The following is a 19,002-nucleotide window of genomic DNA, read 5'->3' as shown; positions in this document are numbered from 1 at the left end:
GGACCCGGACATCGACAATCGTCACCGCTTGGCAAGGGCAGCGGTACCTCTCAAACCCATCATTCCATCGGCGTTCGCCGATGTTTTACGGGGTGGTCAGTTGCCGAGCCGGTTCACCCAGTCGACGTAGTCCTCCTCCTTGCGGCCCATCGCGCCGCGCTGGGCGGGGGCGGGGGCGACCGGCGGCGGGGCGATCGGCTGGGGCTGGGGCAGCGGGGCGCTGATCGGGGTCGGCTCGGGGGTGAGCGGGGCGCGGGTCGCCACCCGCGGGTGCTCGGCGGTGTCGACGCCCACCCGGGGGCCGGGCGGCCCGGCCGTGAAGCCGTTGAACGAACCGGTGTCACCAGTCAGGGCCGGGGACGGCGCGGGGGCCTCGGGAGCGCCGCGCCGCGTACGCCATCCGCGCCGGAGGCCGGCGCCCATGCCGCGCTTGACGGGCTGCTGCCCGGAGAAGCGCGGCTCCGCGTCGCCGGAGGCGTAGGTGGCGCCGGACGAGGCCGGAGCCTGACCGAACGGGGACCCGGTGCCGGACGTGAACGGCGAGGCGGGCGCCGCCTCCGCGGCCAGGCCCTGCAACGGGTGCGGGCGGTCCGCGGCTCCCACGGTGAGCACGCCGGTGTCGGACGGCCGGAGCTGGTCCTCGGGGCGCTGGGCCGCGACGGCCGCGGCGGCGGCGATCGCCGACTGCACCGGAACGTCCCGGCGGGGCAGGCTGGCGCGGCCGGAGACGGGCTCGGGCTTGGCGTCGGCGGGGGAGTCGTCGGCGGGGGCGTCCGGCTCCGCGGCGGGGGCCGGCTCGGCATCGCCGCCGCCGCGGACGATCGCGGCCAGGACCGAGCCGAGCACGCCGGCGCCGGCCGCGGTCATCGCCGCCCAGTACGGGCTGAGTTCGAAGCCGGCCGCCGAACCGGGACCGGCGATCAGGTAGGCGAGGGTCAGCAGGACCGGGCCGGCCAGGCCGCTGAGCGCCACCGCGAAGGTGGACAGTTTCCGGCTCCGGGCCACCAGTCCCAGGATCAGGCCGGTGAGCAGCGCCAGCACGGGCATCGTGATGAACGGCGTGTGCTCGGTGGCGGCGGCCGGGATGAGCCGGCCCTCGAGCACGCCGAGGCGGGCCGCGACCGGGGTCTCACCGGGAAGCAGGGACGGCACGACGGAGATCAGCGCGACGGCCCAGACGATGACGCTCAGGGTGGCGACGCTCCAGCGGGCCACGGGCTTCGCGGCGGCGGCGGCCGCGGCGAAGATGCCGACCGCGGCGGCGAGCGTGGCGCAGATGCCGATGACGACGACCGGCTGCACGCCGGCGATGTGGGCGGCGCGGGCCGGCTGCATGGTCAGCGGCAGGACGGCGAGGGCGCCGAAGCCGGCGGCCAGGCCCATGGCGAGGGAACCGGCGGCGCCGACCGGGCGGGGCGACCAGCGGGGCCGGAGCCCGGTGGCGACCACGGCGCCGATCGCCGCGGCGGTCATCGTGATCCACGCGACCCAGGCGAGTTGTGCTGTCCACTGATCACGCTGGGTGACTTCCAGAGTCTGGTCGAGCCGCACCATGCCGAGCCCGTAAGCGATGCCGAGTTGACCTGCGCCGACGACGGCGGCGGCCATGGTGGTGGCGGCCAACAGCTTCAGCCAGCTCCGAAATGCCATGCCGGGCACGTTACGGAATGTTCCGCAGGATGCGCCAGTCCGGGTCGTCCTTCTTAAGGCGGCCTAAAGTCGTAACCGTCTATGATCGAAAAACGTCGATCAAAAAACGGTTACCCACGGTAATCATCGTGCGAACTGCGAGCGACTTGCCAGAACGATGGTCCGGAGTGGACACTGTCGCGCACCGGACAACGAGTCCGTCGTGTCGTGCCAAACCTTGCCACCGTGGTCGCGGGACGAAACTCCCAGATAGTGGTTGGAACGAATATGGTGTCCGGTGACCGTGACTTCACGGATGGTTACGTGTGACGTATTCGTGCACGTCAGTGCTGGTGATGAGATCGGTGCACGGGTTTCACCCGGACGGGCGGGTCCTTTCCGGGAGGTTCCAGGCTTCCCAAAGCCCCCGGCGTTCTGATGAAATCGCCGCGCCGGAAACGCGGCGCCGGACGGGGCCGGACCGCGACCGTCGAAAGACCGGCTCCAACCGTGGTGCGGAGCGGTGACGACCACAAAGGAGATGTCGTGAGCACGGGATCCTCGACCCTGGCTGCGCGACGTGGTGGCTTCCTCGGTCTGCGCAACGCACGGCTGCGTGTGAAACTCGCCGTACTGCTCGTCATCCCGCTGGCCGCGGTGCTCGCGCTGGCGAACGTACGGCTCATGGAGGTCGGCGAGCGCGCCGACGACGCCGAACGGGTGGCCCAGCTCGCCCGCCTGGGCACCGGCCTCGCCACCCTGGCCCAGGCGCTGCACGACGAGCGGATGGCCGCCGTCGAATACCTGTCCGGGCCGGACGTGCCGGAGACCGGATACCGCGAGGCGATCAAGGCGGTGGACTCGCAGGCCCGCGTCGTCCGTACCGACCGTGCCGAGATCACCGAGGTGCCGTCCCGGGTCGACGACCGCCTCGACCTGATCGATCAGCACCTGAGCGGGCTCGCCGGGCTGCGGGTCGCCGTCAGCGGACGGACCGGGGAGGACCTGGCCGGCGCCAACCAGCGCTACAGCGAGACCCTGACCCTCCTGTCCGGCTACGAGTCACTGCTCAGCCAGGTCGCCGAGCCGGGACCGGTCGCCGATGGGCTGCGCACGCTGGCCGCCTTCTCCGAACTGGAGACCGCGGTCGCCGAGCAGGCCGCGGTGGCTTACGTGGCCCGGACCACCGGCAGCCTCGACGCCGACCGGCAGAAGGCGCTCACCACCGCCCAGGTCACCCGGGCCCGGGCGCTCGCCGAATTCCGTGCGGGCGCCGCCCGGAAACAGATCGCCCTGGTCGACTCGGTCATCGCCGACGAGACGGTGGCCCGCGCCGACGAGCTGTCCACCCGGCTGACCGGACCCGGAGCGGCCGGGACAGCCGAGATCACCGACACCTTCGGCGACGTGATCGAACTGCTGCGTGCCGCCGAACGGCAACTCGAGGACCAGGTCGTCGCGGTCGCCGAGGACGAGAACGAGAGCAGCGGCCGGCGGTCGACCATCGAGTTCGTGATGGTGCTGCTGGTCGTGATCGCGGCCGTGGCGCTCGCCGTCTACCTCGGCCGCTCGCTGCTGCTGTCGGTCCGCCGCCTGCGGGAGGGCGCGCTCGCCGTCGCCCACCGGGACCTGCCCGAGGCGGTGAGCCGGCTGCACGACGCCGAGAACCTCGGCGAGGGCGGCGTCGACCGGATCCTGGCGCAGACCCGGGACCCCATCGACATGCCCGAGCAGGACGAGTTCGGCCAGGTCGCCGAGGCGTTCAACATGGTGCACCGGGAGGCCGTACGGGTCGCGGCGGAACAGGCCGCCCTGCGTACCAGCGTCTCCACCATGTTCCTGAGCCTGGCCCGGCGCAGCCAGTCGCTGGTCGACCGGATGATCGGCGAACTCGACCAGATCGAGCGGATGGAGGAGGACCCGAAGCGGCTCGCCCGCCTCTTCGAGCTGGACCACCTCGCCACCCGGATGCGCCGCAACGACGAGAACCTGCTGGTGCTGGCCGGCGCCGAGGTCGGCACCCCGCGCCGCGAGGACGCGCTGCTGATCGACGCGCTCCGGGCCGCCCAGTCCGAGGTCGAGCTCTACCACCGGATCGAGTTCGGCACCCTCGACACCGACGTGCTGGTCGCCGCGGCCGCCGTCAACGACGTGGTGCGCCTGATCGCCGAACTGCTGGACAACGCCACCCGCTTCTCCCCGCCGAACACCGTGGTGGTGGCGCACGGCGGCCGCTCCGGCGATCACGCCGTGGTCCAGGTGGAGGACCGCGGGCTGGGCATCTCCGCCGACCAGATGGAGCAGCTCAACCGGCGGCTCAGCGAGCCGTCCGAAGTGGACGTGGCCACCTTCCGCCTGATGGGCTTCGCGGTGATCGGGCGGCTGGCCTCCCGGCACGGCATCCGCGTCGAGCTGCGGCCCGGCCCCGAAGGCGGCACCCTCGCCGAGGTGGTCCTGCCGGCCGACATCGTGGTGCTGGCCGGCGCACCGGCCGCCCCGCCGTCCCGGGCGGCCAGCTGGACCCGGCCGGGCCCGCCGCCGCCGGCGCCCACCGGCATGCCGCGCACGGTGGAGAGCCGGCCGCCGATCCGCACCGCCGCGCCCGTCGCGCCCCCGCTGCGGCCGCAACCGGTCGCGGCACCCCCCGAACCGGACTTCGTGCCGACCCCCGACCGGCCGCCGCTGCCGACCCGGACACCCCGTCCGGCCGACGACCCACCGGCCGGGCTGCCCGCGGCCCCGGTCGGTTTGCCCCCGGCCCCGGTCGGGCTGGCACCGGCCCCGGCTGGTTTGCCCCCGGCCCCGGTCGGGCTGCCGCCCGTCGCCGCGCCCATCCGGATGGAGGTCCAGCACAGCTGGTTCGCCGATGAGCTGGCGGCCACCAACCAGCAGGGCATGCCGACGGCCGGTTACGCGCCACCGCCGACCGCGGTCACGGTCAAGGCCGAGCCGGTCGAGCCGACGAAGCCGAAACCACGGTCGTCGGCCGAGGACCGCTGGCGTAGCGCGGCCGACGAGGGCTGGCATCGGGCCATGGCGGCGTCCGCCCCCAAGGACGGCGGAACCACCCGGTCCGGCCTGCCGAAGCGGGTTCCACAGGCGCAACTCGTCCCCGGTGGGGTGCAGGAGATCCCACGGGCACAACATCGTCGCAGTCCCGATGAGGTTCGCGGCCTGCTTTCCGCGTACCACAGGGGAGTGCAACGAGGGCGGACGGACGGCGTGGCCGAAACCGCCGCCGCGGCAACACCGGCTCCTAAGGAGAGGGAACAGTGACCAGGCCCCCCACCATGCATGACATGGGCTGGCTGCTCAGCAACTTCGCGGACAGCGTCGCAGGCATCGCGCACGTGATCGCGGTCTCGGCGGACGGGCTGCTGCTGGCCTCATCCCGGGACCTGCCAGCGGACCGGGCCGACCAGCTCGCCGCGATCACGTCCGGCGTGGTCAGCCTCACCGACGGCGCGTCCCGGATGTTCAGCGCCGGCGCGGTGCAACAGACCATCATCGAAATGGAGAGCGGCTATCTTTTCCTGATGTCCATCAGCGACGGTTCCTCGATGGCCGTCCTGGCGGCGCGCAACAGCGACGTCGGCCAGGTCGGTTACGAGATGGCCCTGCTGGTGGAACGCGTCGGCGCGGCCCTGTCGCCGGCGCCCCGCGAGGCCGTCAGTTACTAGCGCCGGGTCCTATCGACCCGGCGGAGACGAGGTGACCGCGACATGACACAGCCGCAAGATCCCCGGGGCAACCTGGTGCGGCCGTACGCGGTCACCCGTGGCCGGACCGAACCGATCCGGGACATCCCGATCGAGGCGGTCCTGATCGCCAGCGCGGCGGCCGTGCAGGAGGCACGGTTCGCCGGGCACGACAAGTACCGCATAGCCGTGCTGTGTGAGCCGAAGGCGCTGTCGCTCGCCGAGCTGGCGGCGCACACCAGGTTGCCCCTGGGGGTGGCCCGGGTGCTCGTCGCCGACATGGTGGCCGACGGGCTGCTTCAACTGCACAGTGCCGCTCCCAAGACGGGGTTCACGGAGCGGATGGACCTGCTGGGAAGGGTGTTGGGTGGACTTCGCAAGCTCTGAGCGGACGGGGCCGCATCCCGCGGAGATCACGTCCGCGAAGATCGTCGTCGCGGGTGGTTTCGGTGTGGGGAAGACGACCCTCGTCGGGGCGGTCTCCGAGATCGAGCCGCTGACCACCGAGGCGGTGATGACCGTGGCCGGTGCCGGCATCGACGACGCGTCGAAGGTGCCAGGTAAGGAGAGCACCACGGTCGCGATGGACTTCGGCCGGATCACGATGGCCGACGACCTGATCCTCTACCTCTTCGGAACCCCAGGTCAGACCCGGTTCTGGTTCATGTGGGACGAGCTGATCCGGGGTGCGGTCGGCGCCGCGGTGCTGGTCGACACGCGACGGCTCACCGACGCCTTCGCGCCACTGGACTACTTCGAGAACCGGCATCTGCCCTACCTCGTCGCGGTCAACTGCTTCGACGGCGCGCCACGGTACGAGCCCGACGAGGTGCGTGAGGCGCTCGCCATCCCGGCGCGGGTGCCGCTGCTGATGTGCGACGCGCGCCATCGCGAGTCGGTAAAGGCCGTGCTGATCGGGGTGGTCGAGCATGCGATGGCGACCCTGGTCGCCGAACACGAGGCCGCGGCGGTCGGCTGACCCAGGCCAGGCGCACACCTTCCCCGGCCTGGTCCTGCGGACCGATCGGCTGGTGCTGCGGGAATCGGAGGCGCTGGCGACGTCGTCGCCGGTGCCTCCGACGAGATCACGCAACGCTGGCTGCCGCTGCCCCGGCCCTACACCGAGCGGCACGCGCTGCTGCTCATCAACCGGCTGGCCCCGGGCATCCGGGCCACCGGCCGGGGCCTGATCCGCGCGGTCTAGCACGCGGGCGATTTCGCCATAGCGGCAGTTCAGGCGCACGGACGGAGCAACGTGAGCGTCCGCCATGGCCGGAAGGGACGAGCGGCGGACGGGAGTCGGCCCATTGGCCAGCAGGGTCAGCGCTGTTTGGAGGGCCTTGAGACAGCACTCACGGCCAGCCGGCCCCGGGGACCCGTGCGGCGCCGGCCGCCCGGGTCGGACAGTGCGGCGCCAGCCGCACGGTCAGGCTCACGCACGTCGCCGGGTGGGGGTGGCCGTTCAGGAGCCGCCAGGCGACTGGCCGCCCGCGCCCGGCCCTCGGCGGGAGCAGCGGTCTGTACCACCCACTCGGCTGCGACATCCTGATTTTGATCTTCAGGTGGGGATTCGGTAGCCGCGCTTGACGACCGTCTGGACCACGCCGGGAAGGGCGAGGCCGGCGCGGAGGCGGGCGACGGCCATCTCGACCGCGTGTTCGTCGGCGCCGCGGGGGAGGGCCTGGAGGAGGGCGGCGCGGGACAGGACGCGGCCGGGGGAGCCGGCCAGGGCGCGCAGCACCGCCATCGGGGCGGGGGCCAGGGGGCGCAGCTCGCCGTCGACGATGGCGGCGTGGCCGCGCAGGGTGAGGGAGTGGCCGGAGACCTGGAGCGTGACGGCGCGTTTGGGCAGCTCGTCGACGATGGTGCGGACCAGCGAGTTCAGGCGGGCGCGGCCGGGAACGGCCACCGGGATGCCGTGCCGTCGCAGCGGGGCCGAGGTGACCGGGCCCACGCAGGCGGCCAGGACGTCGTCGCGGAGAGCGTCCAGGAGGGCGTCGGCGCCGGTGCCGGCGGCGCGCAGCACGGCCTGGACGGCGGCGGCCGAGGTGAACGTCACGGCGTCGACCAGGCGGGCGATGATCAGATCGGCCAGGCGGTGCAGCGGCGCCGGATCGGTGGGCGGCGCCCAGCGGTAGACCGGCAGCTCGATGACGTGGGCGCCGGCCGACTCCAGGGCCTCGGTGTACTCCGGCTGGCTCTCGCCGTGCAGCTGCATGGCCACGATCCGGCCGTCGATCCCGCGCGTGGTCAGGTGCTCGACCACCTCCTCGTAGCCCTCGCCGTCCGGTGACCAGTCGTCGCGCAGGCCGGCGGACCGGACCGCGGCCTTGGCCTTCGGGCCGCGGGCGACCAGGTAGGCGCCGGACAGCACGGCGTGCAGCGGCTCGGCCAGGCCCCAGCCCTCGGCGGCCTCCAGCCAGCCGCGCATGCCGATGCCGGTGTTGACCAGCACGATGTCGGGTGGACTGTCCAGACAGGAACGGGTGGCCGCGCGCAGCTCGGCGTCGTCGGAGATGGGGACGATGCGCAGCGCGGGAGCCACCACGACCCGGGCGCCACGCGCCTCCAGCAGGGTGGACAGCTCGTCCTTGCGGCGGTCCGCGGTCACGCCGACGGTGTAGCCGGACAGCGCCGAGGCCGGCTCCGCCAGCGCGGCAGCCGTCAGCACCGCCCGCCGGGCGCCCGGGGTGCGGTCGATCATCCGATCCCCGGGCCGAGAAGTCGCGGCGTGGCCGAACGGTCCACCGAAGGGCACGCTCGAAGTCCGCCGTCCTCAGCGTCGACCCGCTCCCATGCCACGCTTGCGGTCCTCGCCGTACCTCCGTCCGGGGCACGCCGCGACTTCTCCTCACCGAACCGGGCAACCGGTCCGGCGAACACCGTCAGGTCCGTCCTCAACCCTGACGGTGGTCTCTCCATGGTGCGCCCGCGAGCGCGGCTTCGGCCACTGCCGGGCCGCGTCGTCGTGAGGTCCGCACCGTTGGCCATGACCGAAGCGTGCCGTGGGCGAATTTCGGCAGAGCGTCCCGTTTGTTTCAGGCCTGCTAAGTCGGCCGCGGTGGGGTACGCCACCCGCTTCGGGCGTGTCCGTGGCGCGGAGTATGCTTGCTCTGTTTGGAGTTCCACAGGGCTGAGTGTCTGCAACAAGGATGCTCGCCGGTTTGCTGGTGCCCTGAACACCGCCTGTTTTGACCGCTCGCCGCGTAGCCGGGTATTGTTGCCTGCTGTTGTGCGACTGTTGCGAGTGGTCCCTGTGCGGGGTCGCTTGACGCATCTGCTCGATGCGACCAGCGCGCGCCCCCAGACCGACGACGAGACAAGGTAATTCTGTGCGTACGTACAGCCCGAAGCCGGGTGAGATCGAGCGTCAGTGGCACATTATCGACGCTTCTGACGTCGTTCTGGGCCGCCTGGCTACCCACACGGCCAACCTCCTGCGCGGTAAGCACAAGCCGACGTTCGCCCCGCATGTCGACACCGGCGACTTCGTGGTGATCATCAACGCCGGCAAGGTGGCGCTTACCGGTAACAAGCGTCAGACCAAGGTTGCCTACCGGCACTCCGGCTACCCCGGTGGTCTGAAGCAGGTCGGCTACGAGGAGCTCCTGACCAAGCGTCCGGAGAAGGCGATCGAGCTGGCCGTCAAGGGCATGCTCCCGCACAACAAGCTCGCGCGGCAGATCATCAAGAAGCTGAAGGTCTACCCGGGCGCCGAGCACCCGCACGCCGCTCAGCAGCCCCAGCCGTTCGAAATCAAGCAGATCGCGCAGTGAGCGCGGGAGAAGGCAGCAGCATGTCCGACATCATCGAGCCCGAGGTCGTCGAGACCGTCGAGGAGCCCGCTGAGACGGTCGTCGTCGTTGAGACGGCCGCGCCGGCCCCGGTCCGCGCCCCGCGCCCCGGTGACCGTCCGGTCCAGACCGTCGGCCGTCGCAAGGAGGCCATCGTCCGGGTGCGTCTCGTGCCCGGCACCGGCAAGATCACTTGCAACGGCCGTGACCTGGAGAACTACTTCCCCAGCAAGGTGAACCAGCAGCTCATCCGTGAGCCGCTCGTCACCGCTGAGCGCGCCGAGCAGTTCGACGTGATCGCCAACCTGCGTGGCGGCGGCATCACCGGCCAGGCCGGTGCCCTGCGTCTCGCCATCGCGCGGGCCCTGATCACCGTCGAGCCCGACGACCGCCCGGCCCTGAAGAAGGCCGGCTTCCTGACCCGTGACGCCCGCGTCAAGGAGAGCAAGAAGTACGGTCTCAAGAAGGCCCGTAAGGCCCCGCAGTACTCGAAGCGCTGATTTTTTCACGCCTCGTCTGAACGACGGCCGAGTTCGTCCCCCATCCGGGGGATGCGCTCGGCCGTCGATGTTTCTTACCCTCCCTCCCCCTCTCCAACTAGCCGTTCCGGTACTCCTGGTCAGCCGATCGCTGATGCAGGCTTGAGGCCACGTTTACCGGCGAAAGGAAGCCGCCATGGGGCGACTCTTCGGCACCGACGGCGTTCGCGGTCTCGCGAACGGCGATCTGCTCACCCCCGAACTGGCACTCGCGGTCGCGGTCGCGGCCGCCCGGGTGCTGGTCGAGACGGACAGCAGCCACCAGCCGCTCGCCATCGTGGGCCGTGACCCCCGGGCCAGCGGCGAGATGCTGGAAGCCGCTGTCGTCGCGGGGCTGACGAGTGCCGGGGCCAACGTGGTGCGGGTCGGCGTGCTGCCCACCCCGGCGGTCGCGTACCTCGTCGGGCAGACCAACGCCGACCTCGGTGTGATGCTGTCGGCGTCGCACAACTCCATGCCGGACAACGGCATCAAGCTGTTCGCGGCCGGTGGCACCAAGCTCCCCGACGAGCTCGAGGAGGCCATCGAGAAGGCGATCGAGGACGGGCACGGGCTGATCGGCCGTCCCACCGGCGCCGGCATCGGCCGGGTCCACGACCTGCTGGACGGGGCCGAGCACTACATCAAGCACCTGGTCGAGTCGATCCCGCACCGGCTGGACGGGGTCAAGGTCGTGGTGGACTGCGCGAACGGGGCGGCCAGTGATGTCGGGCCGGTGGCGTACCGGGAGGCGGGGGCCGAGGTCATCGCCATCCACGCCGAACCGGACGGGCTCAACATCAACGAGGAGTGCGGCTCCACCCACCTCGACAAGGTCATCGAGGCGGTGCTGCGGGAGGGCGCCGACCTCGGCCTGGCGCACGACGGCGACGCCGACCGGTGCCTGGCCGTCACCGCCGCCGGTGAGGTCGTCGACGGGGACCAGATCATGGCCATCCTGGCGCTGGCCATGCGCGACAACGGCACCCTCACCGACGACACCCTGGTCGCCACCGTGATGAGCAACCTGGGTCTGCGGATCGCCATGAAGCAGGCCGGGATCAAGCTGCTGGAGACCAAGGTCGGCGACCGGTACGTGCTGGAGGAGCTCCAGAACGGCGACCTGGCCCTCGGCGGCGAGCAGTCCGGCCACATCGTGATGCCGGCCTTCGCCACCACCGGCGACGGCGTGCTCACCGGCCTGCACCTGATGGCGCAGATCGCCGGCTCGGGCAAGTCGCTGGCCGACCTGGCGGCGGTCGTGCACAAGCTGCCCCAGGTGCTGATCAACGTGCGCGTCGGGAACCGGGACGCGGGCGCCTCCGCGCCGACCGTGCAGGCGGCGGTGGCCCTCGCCGAGAACGAGCTGGGCGAGACCGGCCGGGTGCTGCTACGCCCGTCCGGCACCGAGCCGCTGGTCCGGGTCATGGTGGAGGCCGCCACCGAGGAGACCGCCCGGACGGTCGCCGAGCGGATCGCCGACGAGGTGCGGGCGGCCAGCCCGGCGGCCTAGCCCTTGAGCCTGCGAACCGCCTCGTCGATCACCTCGGGGCGTTTGCAGAAGGCGAAACGGATGAGGTGCCGGCCCGCTTCCTGATGGTCGTAGAAGACCTGGGTCGGCACCGCCACCACCCCGCTGCGGCCGGGCAGGGCACGGCAGAAATCGATGCCGTCCTCCCCGCCCAGCGGGCGGATGTCGGCGGTCACGAAATAGGTGCCCTCGGACGGCAGGGCGGCCAGGCCCGCGTCGGTGAGCCCAGCGACCAGGCGGTCCCGCCGGTCCCGCAGCCCGGCCGTGAAACCGGCGAAGTAGGAATCCGGCAGGTTCAGCGCCACGGCCACCGCGGGTTGCAACGGCGCCCCGTTGACGAACGTCAGGAACTGCTTGACCCGCAGGATCGCGGAGACCAGACGGGCCGGGCCGGTGGCCCAGCCGATCTTCCACCCGGTGCAGGAGAAGGTCTTGCCGGCCGAGGAGATGCGCAGGGTGCGCTCGAGCATGCCGGGCAGGGTGGCGAGCGGGACGTGCGGCGCCGCGGCGTCCGGGAAGACGAGATGCTCGTAGACCTCGTCGGTGACCGCGAACACGTCGTGCTCCCGGCACAGGCCGGCGACCAACTCCAGCTCGGCCGGGGTGAACACCTTGCCCGTCGGGTTGTGCGGGGAGTTCAGCAGCACCAGGCGGGTCCGGGGGCCGAACGCCTTGCGCAGCTCATCGGGGTCGAACTCGAACCGCCGGGCCGGGCCGGGGCGCAGCGTGACCGGGCGGCGGACCGCGCCGGCCAGGGCGATCGAGGCGGCGTACGAGTCGTAGTACGGCTCGAAGCACACCACCTCGTCGCCCGGCTCGCAGAGCGCCAGGATCGCCGCCGCGACCGCCTCGGTGGCGCCCGCCGTGACGGCGACCTCGCTGTCCGGATCCCGGATCAGGCCCCAGAACCGCTGCTCGTGGGCGGCGATGGCGGACCGCAGCACCGGGATGCCGGCGAGCGGAGGATACTGGTTGGCGCCGCCGGCCAGGGCTTCGGCGGCCGCGGCCAGCATCTCCTCAGGACCGTCGGTGTCCGGGAAGCCCTGGCCCAGGTTGACCGCGCCGGTCCGGGCGGCCAGCGCCGACATCTCGGTGAAGATCGTCGTGCCGAACGGGCGCATCCGAGCGACCAGCGGGTCGGACGTCAATTGATCACCAGCTTGTAGCAGCTCGCGGTGGCCAGTCCGCCCTGCGCGCTCTGCTTCACGATCTCCTCGCCGTCCACGGTGGCCCGGCAGCCGATGTCCCCGGCGCCGGTGCCGGTGCGCACGGCGACCACGGAGATCAGCGAGGTGCCCTTCATGGTGGTGGAGATCTTCCACGGCAGCTTGGCGTTCGCCACCCGTTTCGGAGCCTGGCCGAGCTGATCGACGTAGAGGATCTCGGCCGGGCCGTCGCCGGTCACCTCGTAGGTGACCTTGATCTCGCGGCCCTCGCCGATGCCCGGCAGTTCGGTCGGGAGATCGGTGGGCAGGCCGGGCAGCTCCGGGAAGTCGGTCGGCAGACCGGGGAAGTCCGGGGCGTCCTCGGGCAGGGTGGGCAGCGTCGGGTCGACGATCGGCGCGGCCAGTTCCTCGGCCTTGTCGGCGGCGCGCTGCACGAGGATCACCGCGGTGGTCACCACGCCGCCGCAGAGCAGCAGGGTGACGGCCAGGATGAGGGCGATCAGCGGGGCGTTGCTGCGCCGCGGCCCGGGCGGGCCCGGCACCGGGTAACCGGCCGGCGGGTAGCCGCCGCTCGTCGGCGCCTGCGGTGGGTAGCCGGCCGGCGGGTAACCGCCCGGGGGGGTAGCCACCGCTCGTCGGCGCCTGCGGTGGGTAGGCGCCGGTCGGGTCCGGGTAGGTGCTCGCCGGGTCCGGATAGGCGCCGTAATCGGGTGGCCGGCCGGGCGGGGCGTAGTTGACCGGGGGGAACTCCGACGTCGGCGGATAGTCCTCCGGCTGTGGCGGTTGGGCGTGCCCGGGCGTGAACTGAGGCGGTCGGGGCGGTTGTCGGGGTTCGCTCGGATCGCTCATCTTTCCTCCCGGTGAGGGCACCGCTCCCGACGGTACGCCAGGACCGCACGTCCAGATCACTCACCCGTAAGGACACCGAATCCCACCCTAGAGTTCCGATCAAGTGCCATGCTCATAACTGCGGGTACCGAGCATGACGTTTGAGCGAAAGTCGGCTAGGCTGCCTCCCCATGTGTGGGATCGTGGGTTACGTAGGCAATCGACCGGCGCTGAGCATCGTCATCGACGGGCTCCGGCGTCTTGAGTACCGCGGGTACGACTCGGCCGGCGTCGCCATCATCGACAGCGAACTGGTCAAGACCGAGAAGAAGGCGGGCAAGCTCGCCAACCTGGAGAAGGCGCTCGCCGAACGGACCGGCGACGGCATCGAGACCGGCACCACCGGTATCGGCCACACCCGCTGGGCCACCCACGGCGGCCCGACCGACCGCAACGCCCACCCCCACCTCTCCGCCGACGGCCGGGTGGCCGTCATCCACAACGGCATCATCGAGAACTTCGCCCGCCTGCGCGCCGAGATCGAGGCGACCGGTGTGGAGTTCCGCAGCGACACCGACACCGAGTGCGCGGCCCACCTGCTCGCCGCCGAGATGCGCGCGCTGCGCGAGGCCGGTGGCGTGGACGGGCCGGCCCTGCTCGCCGAGGGCATGCGCCGCGTCGTCCGCCGTCTGGAGGGCGCCTTCACGCTGCTCGCCGTCGACGTCGATGTGCCGGACGCGGTGGTCGCCGCCCGGCGCAACTCGCCGCTAGTGGTCGGCCGCGGCAACGGGGAGAACTTCCTGGCCAGCGACGTGTCGGCCTTCATCGAGCACACCCGCGAGGCGATCGAGCTGGGCCAGGACCAGGTCGTCCTGATCACCCCGGCCGGCATCGAGATCACCGACTTCGACGGGGCGCCGGCGACCGGCAAGGAGTTCCACATCGACTGGGACGCCTCCGCCGCCGAGAAGGGCGGTTACGACTACTTCATGCTCAAGGAGATCGCCGAGCAGCCGCAGGCGATCGCCGACACCCTGCTCGGCCGGCTCTCCGAGCGCGGCGAGATCCTCCTGGACGAGGTGCGCCTCACCGACCAGGACCTGCGTGACGTGGACAAGGTCTTCATCGTGGCCTGCGGCACCTCCTTCCACGCCGGCATGATCGCCAAGTACGCCATCGAGCACTGGGTCCGCATCCCCTGTGAGGTGGAGCTGGCCAGCGAGTTCCGTTACCGGGACCCGATCCTGGACCGGTCCACCCTGGTGATCGTGATCAGCCAGTCCGGCGAGACGATGGACACCCTCATGGCGCTGCGGCACGCCAAGGAGCAGAAGGCCCGCGTCCTGGCGATCTGCAACACCAACGGCTCGACCATCCCGCGGGAGTCGGACGCCGTCCTCTACACCCACGGTGGCCCGGAGATCGCGGTCGCCTCCACCAAGGCGTTCCTCACCCAGCTCGCCGCCTGTTACCTGATCGGGCTGCACCTGGCCCAGATCCGCGGAGTCATGTACGCCGACGAGGTCGCCGCGGTCGTCGAGAAGCTGCGCCAGACGCCGGACGGCATGCGCATCCTGCTCGACCGGATGGAGGAGGTCCGGGAGCTGGCCCGTGACCTGCGGACCGCCTCGACGATCCTGTTCATCGGCCGGCACGTCGGCTTCCCGGTGGCTCTGGAGGGCGCGCTCAAGCTCAAGGAGCTCGCCTACATGCACGCCGAGGGCTTCGCCGCCGGTGAGCTCAAGCACGGTCCGATCGCGCTGATCGACGAGGGCACGCCGGTGGTCTGCGTGGTCCCGTCGCCGGCCGGGCGCGGGGTCATCCGTGACAAGGTGGTCTCGAACATCCAGGAGGTGCGGGCCCGTGGCGCCCGGACCATCGTGATCGCCGAGGAGGGCGACGAGGACGTCCGCGCCTTCGCCGACCACCTCATCCCGGTCCCGCACACGCCGACGCTGCTCGCCCCGCTGATGACCACGATCCCGCTGCAGATCCTCGCGTGCGAGATCGCGACGGCCCGGGGTAACGACGTGGACCAGCCGCGCAACCTGGCCAAGTCGGTCACCGTCGAGTAGCCGGCCGCTCACGGTTTCTCCCCGAGGGTGAGCCGGGCCAGCGCGTCCAGTGCGGGCCGGCCCGGCTCCCAGTAACCGAGGTGACCGGCGTCGGCCTGGCTGGCGAAGACCCGGCCACCGAAACCGGTGTCGACCGGGCTCCGGCCGAACCACAGCTCGTGCGAGCGGTCCGGCAGACCGAGATCCGGGATCAGCAGTTCGCGTGGGGAGACCGCCGCGTACTGGATCACGTCGGTGCGGGACGTCGTGGACCAGATCTGATCGGCGGGCACCTTCAGACCGGCGGCCGAGTCCACGCCGACGCCCGGCGAGCCGACGAAGACGAGCCGGTCGGCGGCCAGCCCCTCGGTGGCCGCCGCCGTGCCCACCACGAGCGAGCCGTAGCTGTGCCCCAGCAGGGTCTGATGCGCGGGCGGGCCGTCGTGGGTGACCCGCAGGCTCTCCTGGAAACGGCGCAGACCCGCCGAGCCGTCGACGGCCTGCCGTGCCGAGAACGCCTCGTGCAGGAAGTCCGGAGCGTCGTAGCCCAGCCACAGCACGGCGCTCGTGGTCCGGCCGGGGTCCAGCTCGCCGGCCCGCACGGCCACCCGCTCGGCGCGGGTCAGCTCGCCGCCCAGCGACGCCAGATCCGACGTCATGCCGGGCACGTGGGTGAGGATGTGCGACGCCCGGTCCGGGTCGCCGAGCGCCACCACCGCACGGCCGTCACCGTCCAGACCCAGCGACACCAGGTAGGCGCGCGGGCCGGAGTCGTCCGCCAACCGGGACCGAAGACGGTCGAGGCCCGCCCCGTGCCGGTCGTCCAGGAGCAGCCGGTTGGCGATGTCCCGGTCGGCGACCGGGATCCCGTCGGCGCCCGCGAACGCCGCCGGGTCGGTGACCAGCAACCAGTTCCGCTCGGCCGGGGTCCAACCGTCCCACCACCGCCGCACCTCGGCCGGGGTGGCGGTGCAGGCCGGGAACGACGTGGCCACCGGGGTGGGCGGCACGTCGGCGAACCCGGCCAGCCGGGCCGCGGCGGACGCGTCGGCCTGCGCCGCCACCTCCAGCGCGGTCGCCAGATCGGCGGCCACCGACCGGACGGCCGCCTGCTCGGTGGGGCGACCCCGCACCGTACCTGAATCGTCGATCGACAGGCCGGATCGTCGCGCACCGGACCGCGCCCGGTCGAGCAGCGCGCGGGCCCGGCCGAGGGCCGCGGCGAACTCGCTGAGCGCTTGGTCGGCCCGCCAGCAGAGCACCCGGAACAGCGCCAGCCGGCGGCGCAGGCCGTCGATTCTCGTGACGGCGGCCGCGGCGGCCGTGCCGGACCAGGAGGCCCGGAGCCGGGCCGGGAACCGGCCCAGGTCGGCGCCGAGGACGCCGGCCAGGGTCGCCCAGCGGCGCCAGGCGAGCGCGGTGGCCAGCCAGCGGGACGGATCGGTGACCCGCAACCGGGCATACGTGATCGCCAGCTCGCTCATCGCGTCTGCCGGAATCGGGTGGCGGCGCGGTCGTCGGACTCCGCATACGCCTCGGCGGACGCCCGGATCCGCTCCGCCGTGCCGCCGACATCCGTGCCGAGCAGGCCGAGCATGCGCGCGGCGGCGCCGGCGGCCAGTGTGGCGGCGCCGGTGGTGGCCCAGCGCGGCGACGGGTCGGGATCGGGAGCCGGACCGGCGGCGCCGGTCACCCGGGCGGCCAGATCGTCCACCACGGCGGCGTCGCGGCGCAGGCTCTCGGTGTCGACCTCGAGATCAGGATTCATCGGGCAACCTCCAAGCGGGACAGCGGGATGCGCCGACGTTAGAGGCCGGTGGAGATCACCGGGGCGGCCTGTGGACAACCTGTCCACAGGGCTTCCCGTCCTGCCGGGGTCCTGGTAGAGGCCTGGGATGTCACCCGCGGCACCGCTAGGGTGACCGTTGTGATCGTGTCTGTCGGCATCGACGTCGTCCTGGTGGACCGCTTCGCCCGTGCGCTGGAGCGGACCCCGCTTCTCGGAGACCGGCTCTTCACCGAGCCCGAGCGGCTGACCTCGTCCGGAAACCCGCGATCCCCCGAGTCGCTGGCCGCCCGGTTCGCGGCCAAGGAGGCCGTCGCCAAGGCGCTCGGGGCGCCGGCCGGCCTGCGGTGGCACGACTGCGAGGTCGTCACCGATCCGGACGGGCGCCCGTGGTTGACCGTCTCCGGTACGGTCGCCGCCGCGGCGACCGAGCGGGGCATCGCCCGATGGCACCTGTCGCTGTCGCACGACGGCGGCATCGCGTCCGCGATGGTGGTGGCCGAAGCCGGAGCTTGATCAGGAGGACACATGCGGCAGGCATGGCGGGTGGCCGATGTGCGCGCGGCCGAGAAGACGCTGATGGCGACCCTTCCCGAGGGCACGCTGATGCAGCGGGCGGCGGCCGGGCTGGCCCGGCGGTGCGCCCTCCTGCTGGAGGAGACCGGCGGGGTCTACGGCGCCCGGGTGCTGCTGCTGGTCGGCAGCGGCGACAACGGCGGGGACGCCCTCTACGCCGGCGCGTCCCTGGCCCGGCGCGGCGCCCAGGTGCGTGCGCTGCTGCTCACCCCGGAGCGGGTGCATCTGGCCGGGCTGGCCGCGCTGCGCCAGGCCGGTGGGTTCACCACCCGTGACCTGCCCACCCGTGCCGACCTGATCCTGGACGGGATCGTCGGGATCGGATCGAGAGGCGGCCTGCGTTCCCAGGCCGCGGCGATCGCGCGCGGGCTCGGAGCACTTCGCGGGCGTACGGGCGACCGCGCGCTTGTGGTGGCCGTGGACGTGCCGAGCGGGGTGTCCGTGGACACCGGCGACGTGCCCGGCGAAGCGGTGACCGCCGACGTCACGGTCACCTTCGGGTGCCTCAAACCGGCCCACGTGCTCGGCCCGGCCGCGGTCCGCTGCGGTCACGTGGATCTCGTGGACATCGGTCTCGGCCCGGTCCTTCAGGCCGACCCGGCGGTCCGGGTGACGGAGGCCGCCGACATCGCCGCCTGGTGGCCCCGCACCGGCCCGGCCTCGGACAAGTACACCCGCGGCGTGGTCGGCCTGGCGACCGGCTCGGTCAAGTACCCGGGCGCGGCTCTGCTCTCCGCGGCGGGCGCCCTGGCCGGCCCGACCGGGATGGTGCGGTACGCGGGCTCCGCCCACTACGACGTGGTCCGCGCCCACCCGACGGTGGTCGCCTCCCGCAAGGTGGCCGACGCGGGCCGGGTGCAGGCGTGGGTCTGCGGCTCGGGGCTGGGCACCGGCGACGAGGCGCGTACCGAACTGCGCAGTGTGCTGGCCACCTCGCTGCCGGTGCTTCTCGACGCGGACGCGATCACCCTGTTGGTCGGCGGCGAGCACGCCGAGGACCTGCGCCGGGACGCGCCGCTGGTGATCACCCCGCACGACGGCGAGTTCAAGCGGCTGGCCGGCGAGGCGCCCGGCGGGGACCGGGCCGGGGCGGCCGCCCGGCTGGCCGCGTGGACCAACGCCGTGGTGCTGCTCAAGGGTGACCGGACGATCGTCGCCACCCCGGCGGGGGAGATCTGGGCGAATCCCACGGGCAGCCCGGCGCTGGCCACCGCCGGCACCGGGGATGTGCTGGCCGGGCTGCTCGGTTCGCTGCTCGCGGCCGGGCTGCCGGCGGTCCGGGCCGCGGTCATGGCCGCCTACGTGCACGGCCTCGCCGGGCGCCGGGCCGCCGGGGGCGGACCCGTCACGGCCTCGGACGTGGCGTCCGCCCTGCGACCGGTCCTCGTCGATCTCCTGGGCTGACCGCAGGAAACTGTCATA

General features: G+C 72.4%; 16 protein-coding genes. 10 read left to right on the top strand and 6 right to left on the bottom strand.

Annotated features, from left to right (window positions below; translation table 11 throughout):
• Nucleotides 1-96: 96 nt before the first annotated feature.
• Entirely contained in the window at nucleotides 97-1,650 is a 1,554-nt protein-coding gene (locus KZ829_RS02610; RefSeq protein ID WP_220142235.1) for a hypothetical protein, read from the bottom strand.
• Nucleotides 1,651-2,175: 525 nt separating this feature from the next.
• On the opposite strand from KZ829_RS02610, the gene KZ829_RS43765 reads away from it, so the two are divergent.
• From KZ829_RS43765 to KZ829_RS02590, 4 genes are read left to right on the top strand one after another with little or no spacing between them, the layout of a single operon-like run.
• On the top strand, nucleotides 2,176-4,905 hold the full coding sequence (locus KZ829_RS43765; protein WP_308285314.1) for a sensor histidine kinase: 2,730 nt from the start codon (nucleotides 2,176-2,178) through the stop codon (nucleotides 4,903-4,905).
• Nucleotides 4,902-5,309, top strand: a complete 408-nt coding sequence (locus KZ829_RS02600; protein ID WP_183222863.1) for a roadblock/LC7 domain-containing protein — start codon at nucleotides 4,902-4,904, stop codon at nucleotides 5,307-5,309. The genes KZ829_RS43765 and KZ829_RS02600 overlap by 4 nt, the downstream gene beginning before the upstream one ends.
• 42 nt (nucleotides 5,310-5,351) lie before the next feature.
• Nucleotides 5,352-5,714 carry a DUF742 domain-containing protein gene (locus KZ829_RS02595; protein WP_183222864.1) on the top strand — a complete coding sequence of 121 codons (363 nt, stop codon included), beginning with the start codon at nucleotides 5,352-5,354 and terminating at the stop codon, nucleotides 5,712-5,714.
• Nucleotides 5,695-6,306 carry a GTP-binding protein gene (locus KZ829_RS02590; RefSeq protein WP_220142233.1) on the top strand — a complete coding sequence of 204 codons (612 nt, stop codon included), beginning with the start codon at nucleotides 5,695-5,697 and terminating at the stop codon, nucleotides 6,304-6,306. Before KZ829_RS02595 ends, KZ829_RS02590 begins: the two co-directional genes overlap by 20 nt.
• Before the next feature lie 579 nt (nucleotides 6,307-6,885).
• Here the strand turns inward: KZ829_RS02590 and KZ829_RS02585 are convergent.
• Nucleotides 6,886-8,031 (bottom strand): uroporphyrinogen-III synthase, encoded by a 1,146-nt coding sequence (locus tag KZ829_RS02585; protein ID WP_220142232.1) that lies wholly within the window; start codon nucleotides 8,029-8,031, stop codon nucleotides 6,886-6,888.
• Between the two features lie 628 nt (nucleotides 8,032-8,659).
• Here KZ829_RS02585 and rplM point away from each other — a divergent pair.
• From rplM to glmM, 3 genes are all read left to right on the top strand, one after another.
• A complete protein-coding gene (gene rplM / locus KZ829_RS02580; RefSeq protein WP_014440773.1) occupies nucleotides 8,660-9,103 on the top strand; it encodes a 50S ribosomal protein L13 in 444 nt (147 codons plus the stop codon).
• A gap of 20 nt (nucleotides 9,104-9,123) precedes the next feature.
• Nucleotides 9,124-9,621 (top strand): 30S ribosomal protein S9, encoded by a 498-nt coding sequence (gene rpsI, locus KZ829_RS02575; RefSeq protein ID WP_183222868.1) that lies wholly within the window; start codon nucleotides 9,124-9,126, stop codon nucleotides 9,619-9,621.
• Nucleotides 9,622-9,796: 175 nt separating this feature from the next.
• Complete coding sequence (gene glmM / locus KZ829_RS02570; protein WP_220142231.1) at nucleotides 9,797-11,152, top strand: phosphoglucosamine mutase; 1,356 nt, start codon at nucleotides 9,797-9,799, stop codon at nucleotides 11,150-11,152.
• Here glmM and KZ829_RS02565 read toward each other — a convergent pair.
• Both KZ829_RS02565 and KZ829_RS44375 read right to left on the bottom strand, forming a co-directional pair.
• Nucleotides 11,149-12,318 (bottom strand): pyridoxal phosphate-dependent aminotransferase, encoded by a 1,170-nt coding sequence (locus KZ829_RS02565; protein WP_220142230.1) that lies wholly within the window; start codon nucleotides 12,316-12,318, stop codon nucleotides 11,149-11,151. The genes glmM and KZ829_RS02565 overlap by 4 nt on opposite strands.
• Nucleotides 12,315-12,965, bottom strand: coding sequence for an MmpS family transport accessory protein (locus KZ829_RS44375; RefSeq protein WP_220142229.1), 651 nt, complete (start codon nucleotides 12,963-12,965; stop codon nucleotides 12,315-12,317). The genes KZ829_RS02565 and KZ829_RS44375 overlap by 4 nt, the downstream gene beginning before the upstream one ends.
• A 390-nt stretch (nucleotides 12,966-13,355) precedes the next feature.
• Here KZ829_RS44375 and glmS point away from each other — a divergent pair, with 390 nt between their 5' ends.
• Nucleotides 13,356-15,239, top strand: coding sequence for a glutamine--fructose-6-phosphate transaminase (isomerizing) (glmS, locus tag KZ829_RS02555; RefSeq protein ID WP_220142228.1), 1,884 nt, complete (start codon nucleotides 13,356-13,358; stop codon nucleotides 15,237-15,239).
• Nucleotides 15,240-15,247: 8 nt separating this feature from the next.
• Here the strand turns inward: glmS and KZ829_RS02550 are convergent, their stop codons facing one another.
• A complete protein-coding gene (locus tag KZ829_RS02550) occupies nucleotides 15,248-16,702 on the bottom strand; it encodes an alpha/beta hydrolase (RefSeq protein ID WP_220142227.1) in 1,455 nt (484 codons plus the stop codon).
• Nucleotides 16,699-16,986 carry a type VII secretion target gene (locus KZ829_RS02545; RefSeq protein WP_220142226.1) on the bottom strand — a complete coding sequence of 96 codons (288 nt, stop codon included), beginning with the start codon at nucleotides 16,984-16,986 and terminating at the stop codon, nucleotides 16,699-16,701. The genes KZ829_RS02550 and KZ829_RS02545 overlap by 4 nt, the downstream gene beginning before the upstream one ends.
• Nucleotides 16,987-17,145: 159 nt before the next feature.
• Here KZ829_RS02545 and KZ829_RS02540 point away from each other — a divergent pair, with 159 nt between their 5' ends.
• Both KZ829_RS02540 and KZ829_RS02535 read left to right on the top strand, forming a co-directional pair.
• Complete coding sequence (locus KZ829_RS02540) at nucleotides 17,146-17,520, top strand: holo-ACP synthase (protein WP_220142225.1); 375 nt, start codon at nucleotides 17,146-17,148, stop codon at nucleotides 17,518-17,520.
• 12 nt (nucleotides 17,521-17,532) lie between these two features.
• Nucleotides 17,533-18,984, top strand: coding sequence for an NAD(P)H-hydrate dehydratase (locus tag KZ829_RS02535; RefSeq protein WP_220142224.1), 1,452 nt, complete (start codon nucleotides 17,533-17,535; stop codon nucleotides 18,982-18,984).
• Nucleotides 18,985-19,002 lie beyond the last annotated feature (18 nt).

Source organism: Actinoplanes hulinensis (assembly GCF_019429605.1).
Lineage (GTDB): Bacteria > Actinomycetota > Actinomycetes > Mycobacteriales > Micromonosporaceae > Actinoplanes > Actinoplanes campanulatus.
This window is presented reverse-complemented; position numbering and strand designations above follow the sequence as displayed.

What these genes read in the sequence shown, in the direction of transcription:
- KZ829_RS02610 (WP_220142235.1), bottom strand. Translation starts at nt 1,650, where the DNA reads ATGGCATTTCGGAGCTGGCTGAAGCTGTTGGCCGCCACCACCATGGCC.
- KZ829_RS02595 (WP_183222864.1), top strand. Translation starts at nt 5,352, where the DNA reads ATGACACAGCCGCAAGATCCCCGGGGCAACCTGGTGCGGCCGTACGCG.
- KZ829_RS02585 (WP_220142232.1), bottom strand. Translation starts at nt 8,031, where the DNA reads ATGATCGACCGCACCCCGGGCGCCCGGCGGGCGGTGCTGACGGCTGCC.
- rpsI (WP_183222868.1), top strand. Translation starts at nt 9,124, where the DNA reads ATGTCCGACATCATCGAGCCCGAGGTCGTCGAGACCGTCGAGGAGCCC.
- glmM (WP_220142231.1), top strand. Translation starts at nt 9,797, where the DNA reads ATGGGGCGACTCTTCGGCACCGACGGCGTTCGCGGTCTCGCGAACGGC.
- glmS (WP_220142228.1), top strand. Translation starts at nt 13,356, where the DNA reads ATGTGTGGGATCGTGGGTTACGTAGGCAATCGACCGGCGCTGAGCATC.
- KZ829_RS02550 (WP_220142227.1), bottom strand. Translation starts at nt 16,702, where the DNA reads ATGAGCGAGCTGGCGATCACGTATGCCCGGTTGCGGGTCACCGATCCG.
- KZ829_RS02545 (WP_220142226.1), bottom strand. Translation starts at nt 16,986, where the DNA reads ATGAATCCTGATCTCGAGGTCGACACCGAGAGCCTGCGCCGCGACGCC.
- KZ829_RS02535 (WP_220142224.1), top strand. Translation starts at nt 17,533, where the DNA reads ATGCGGCAGGCATGGCGGGTGGCCGATGTGCGCGCGGCCGAGAAGACG.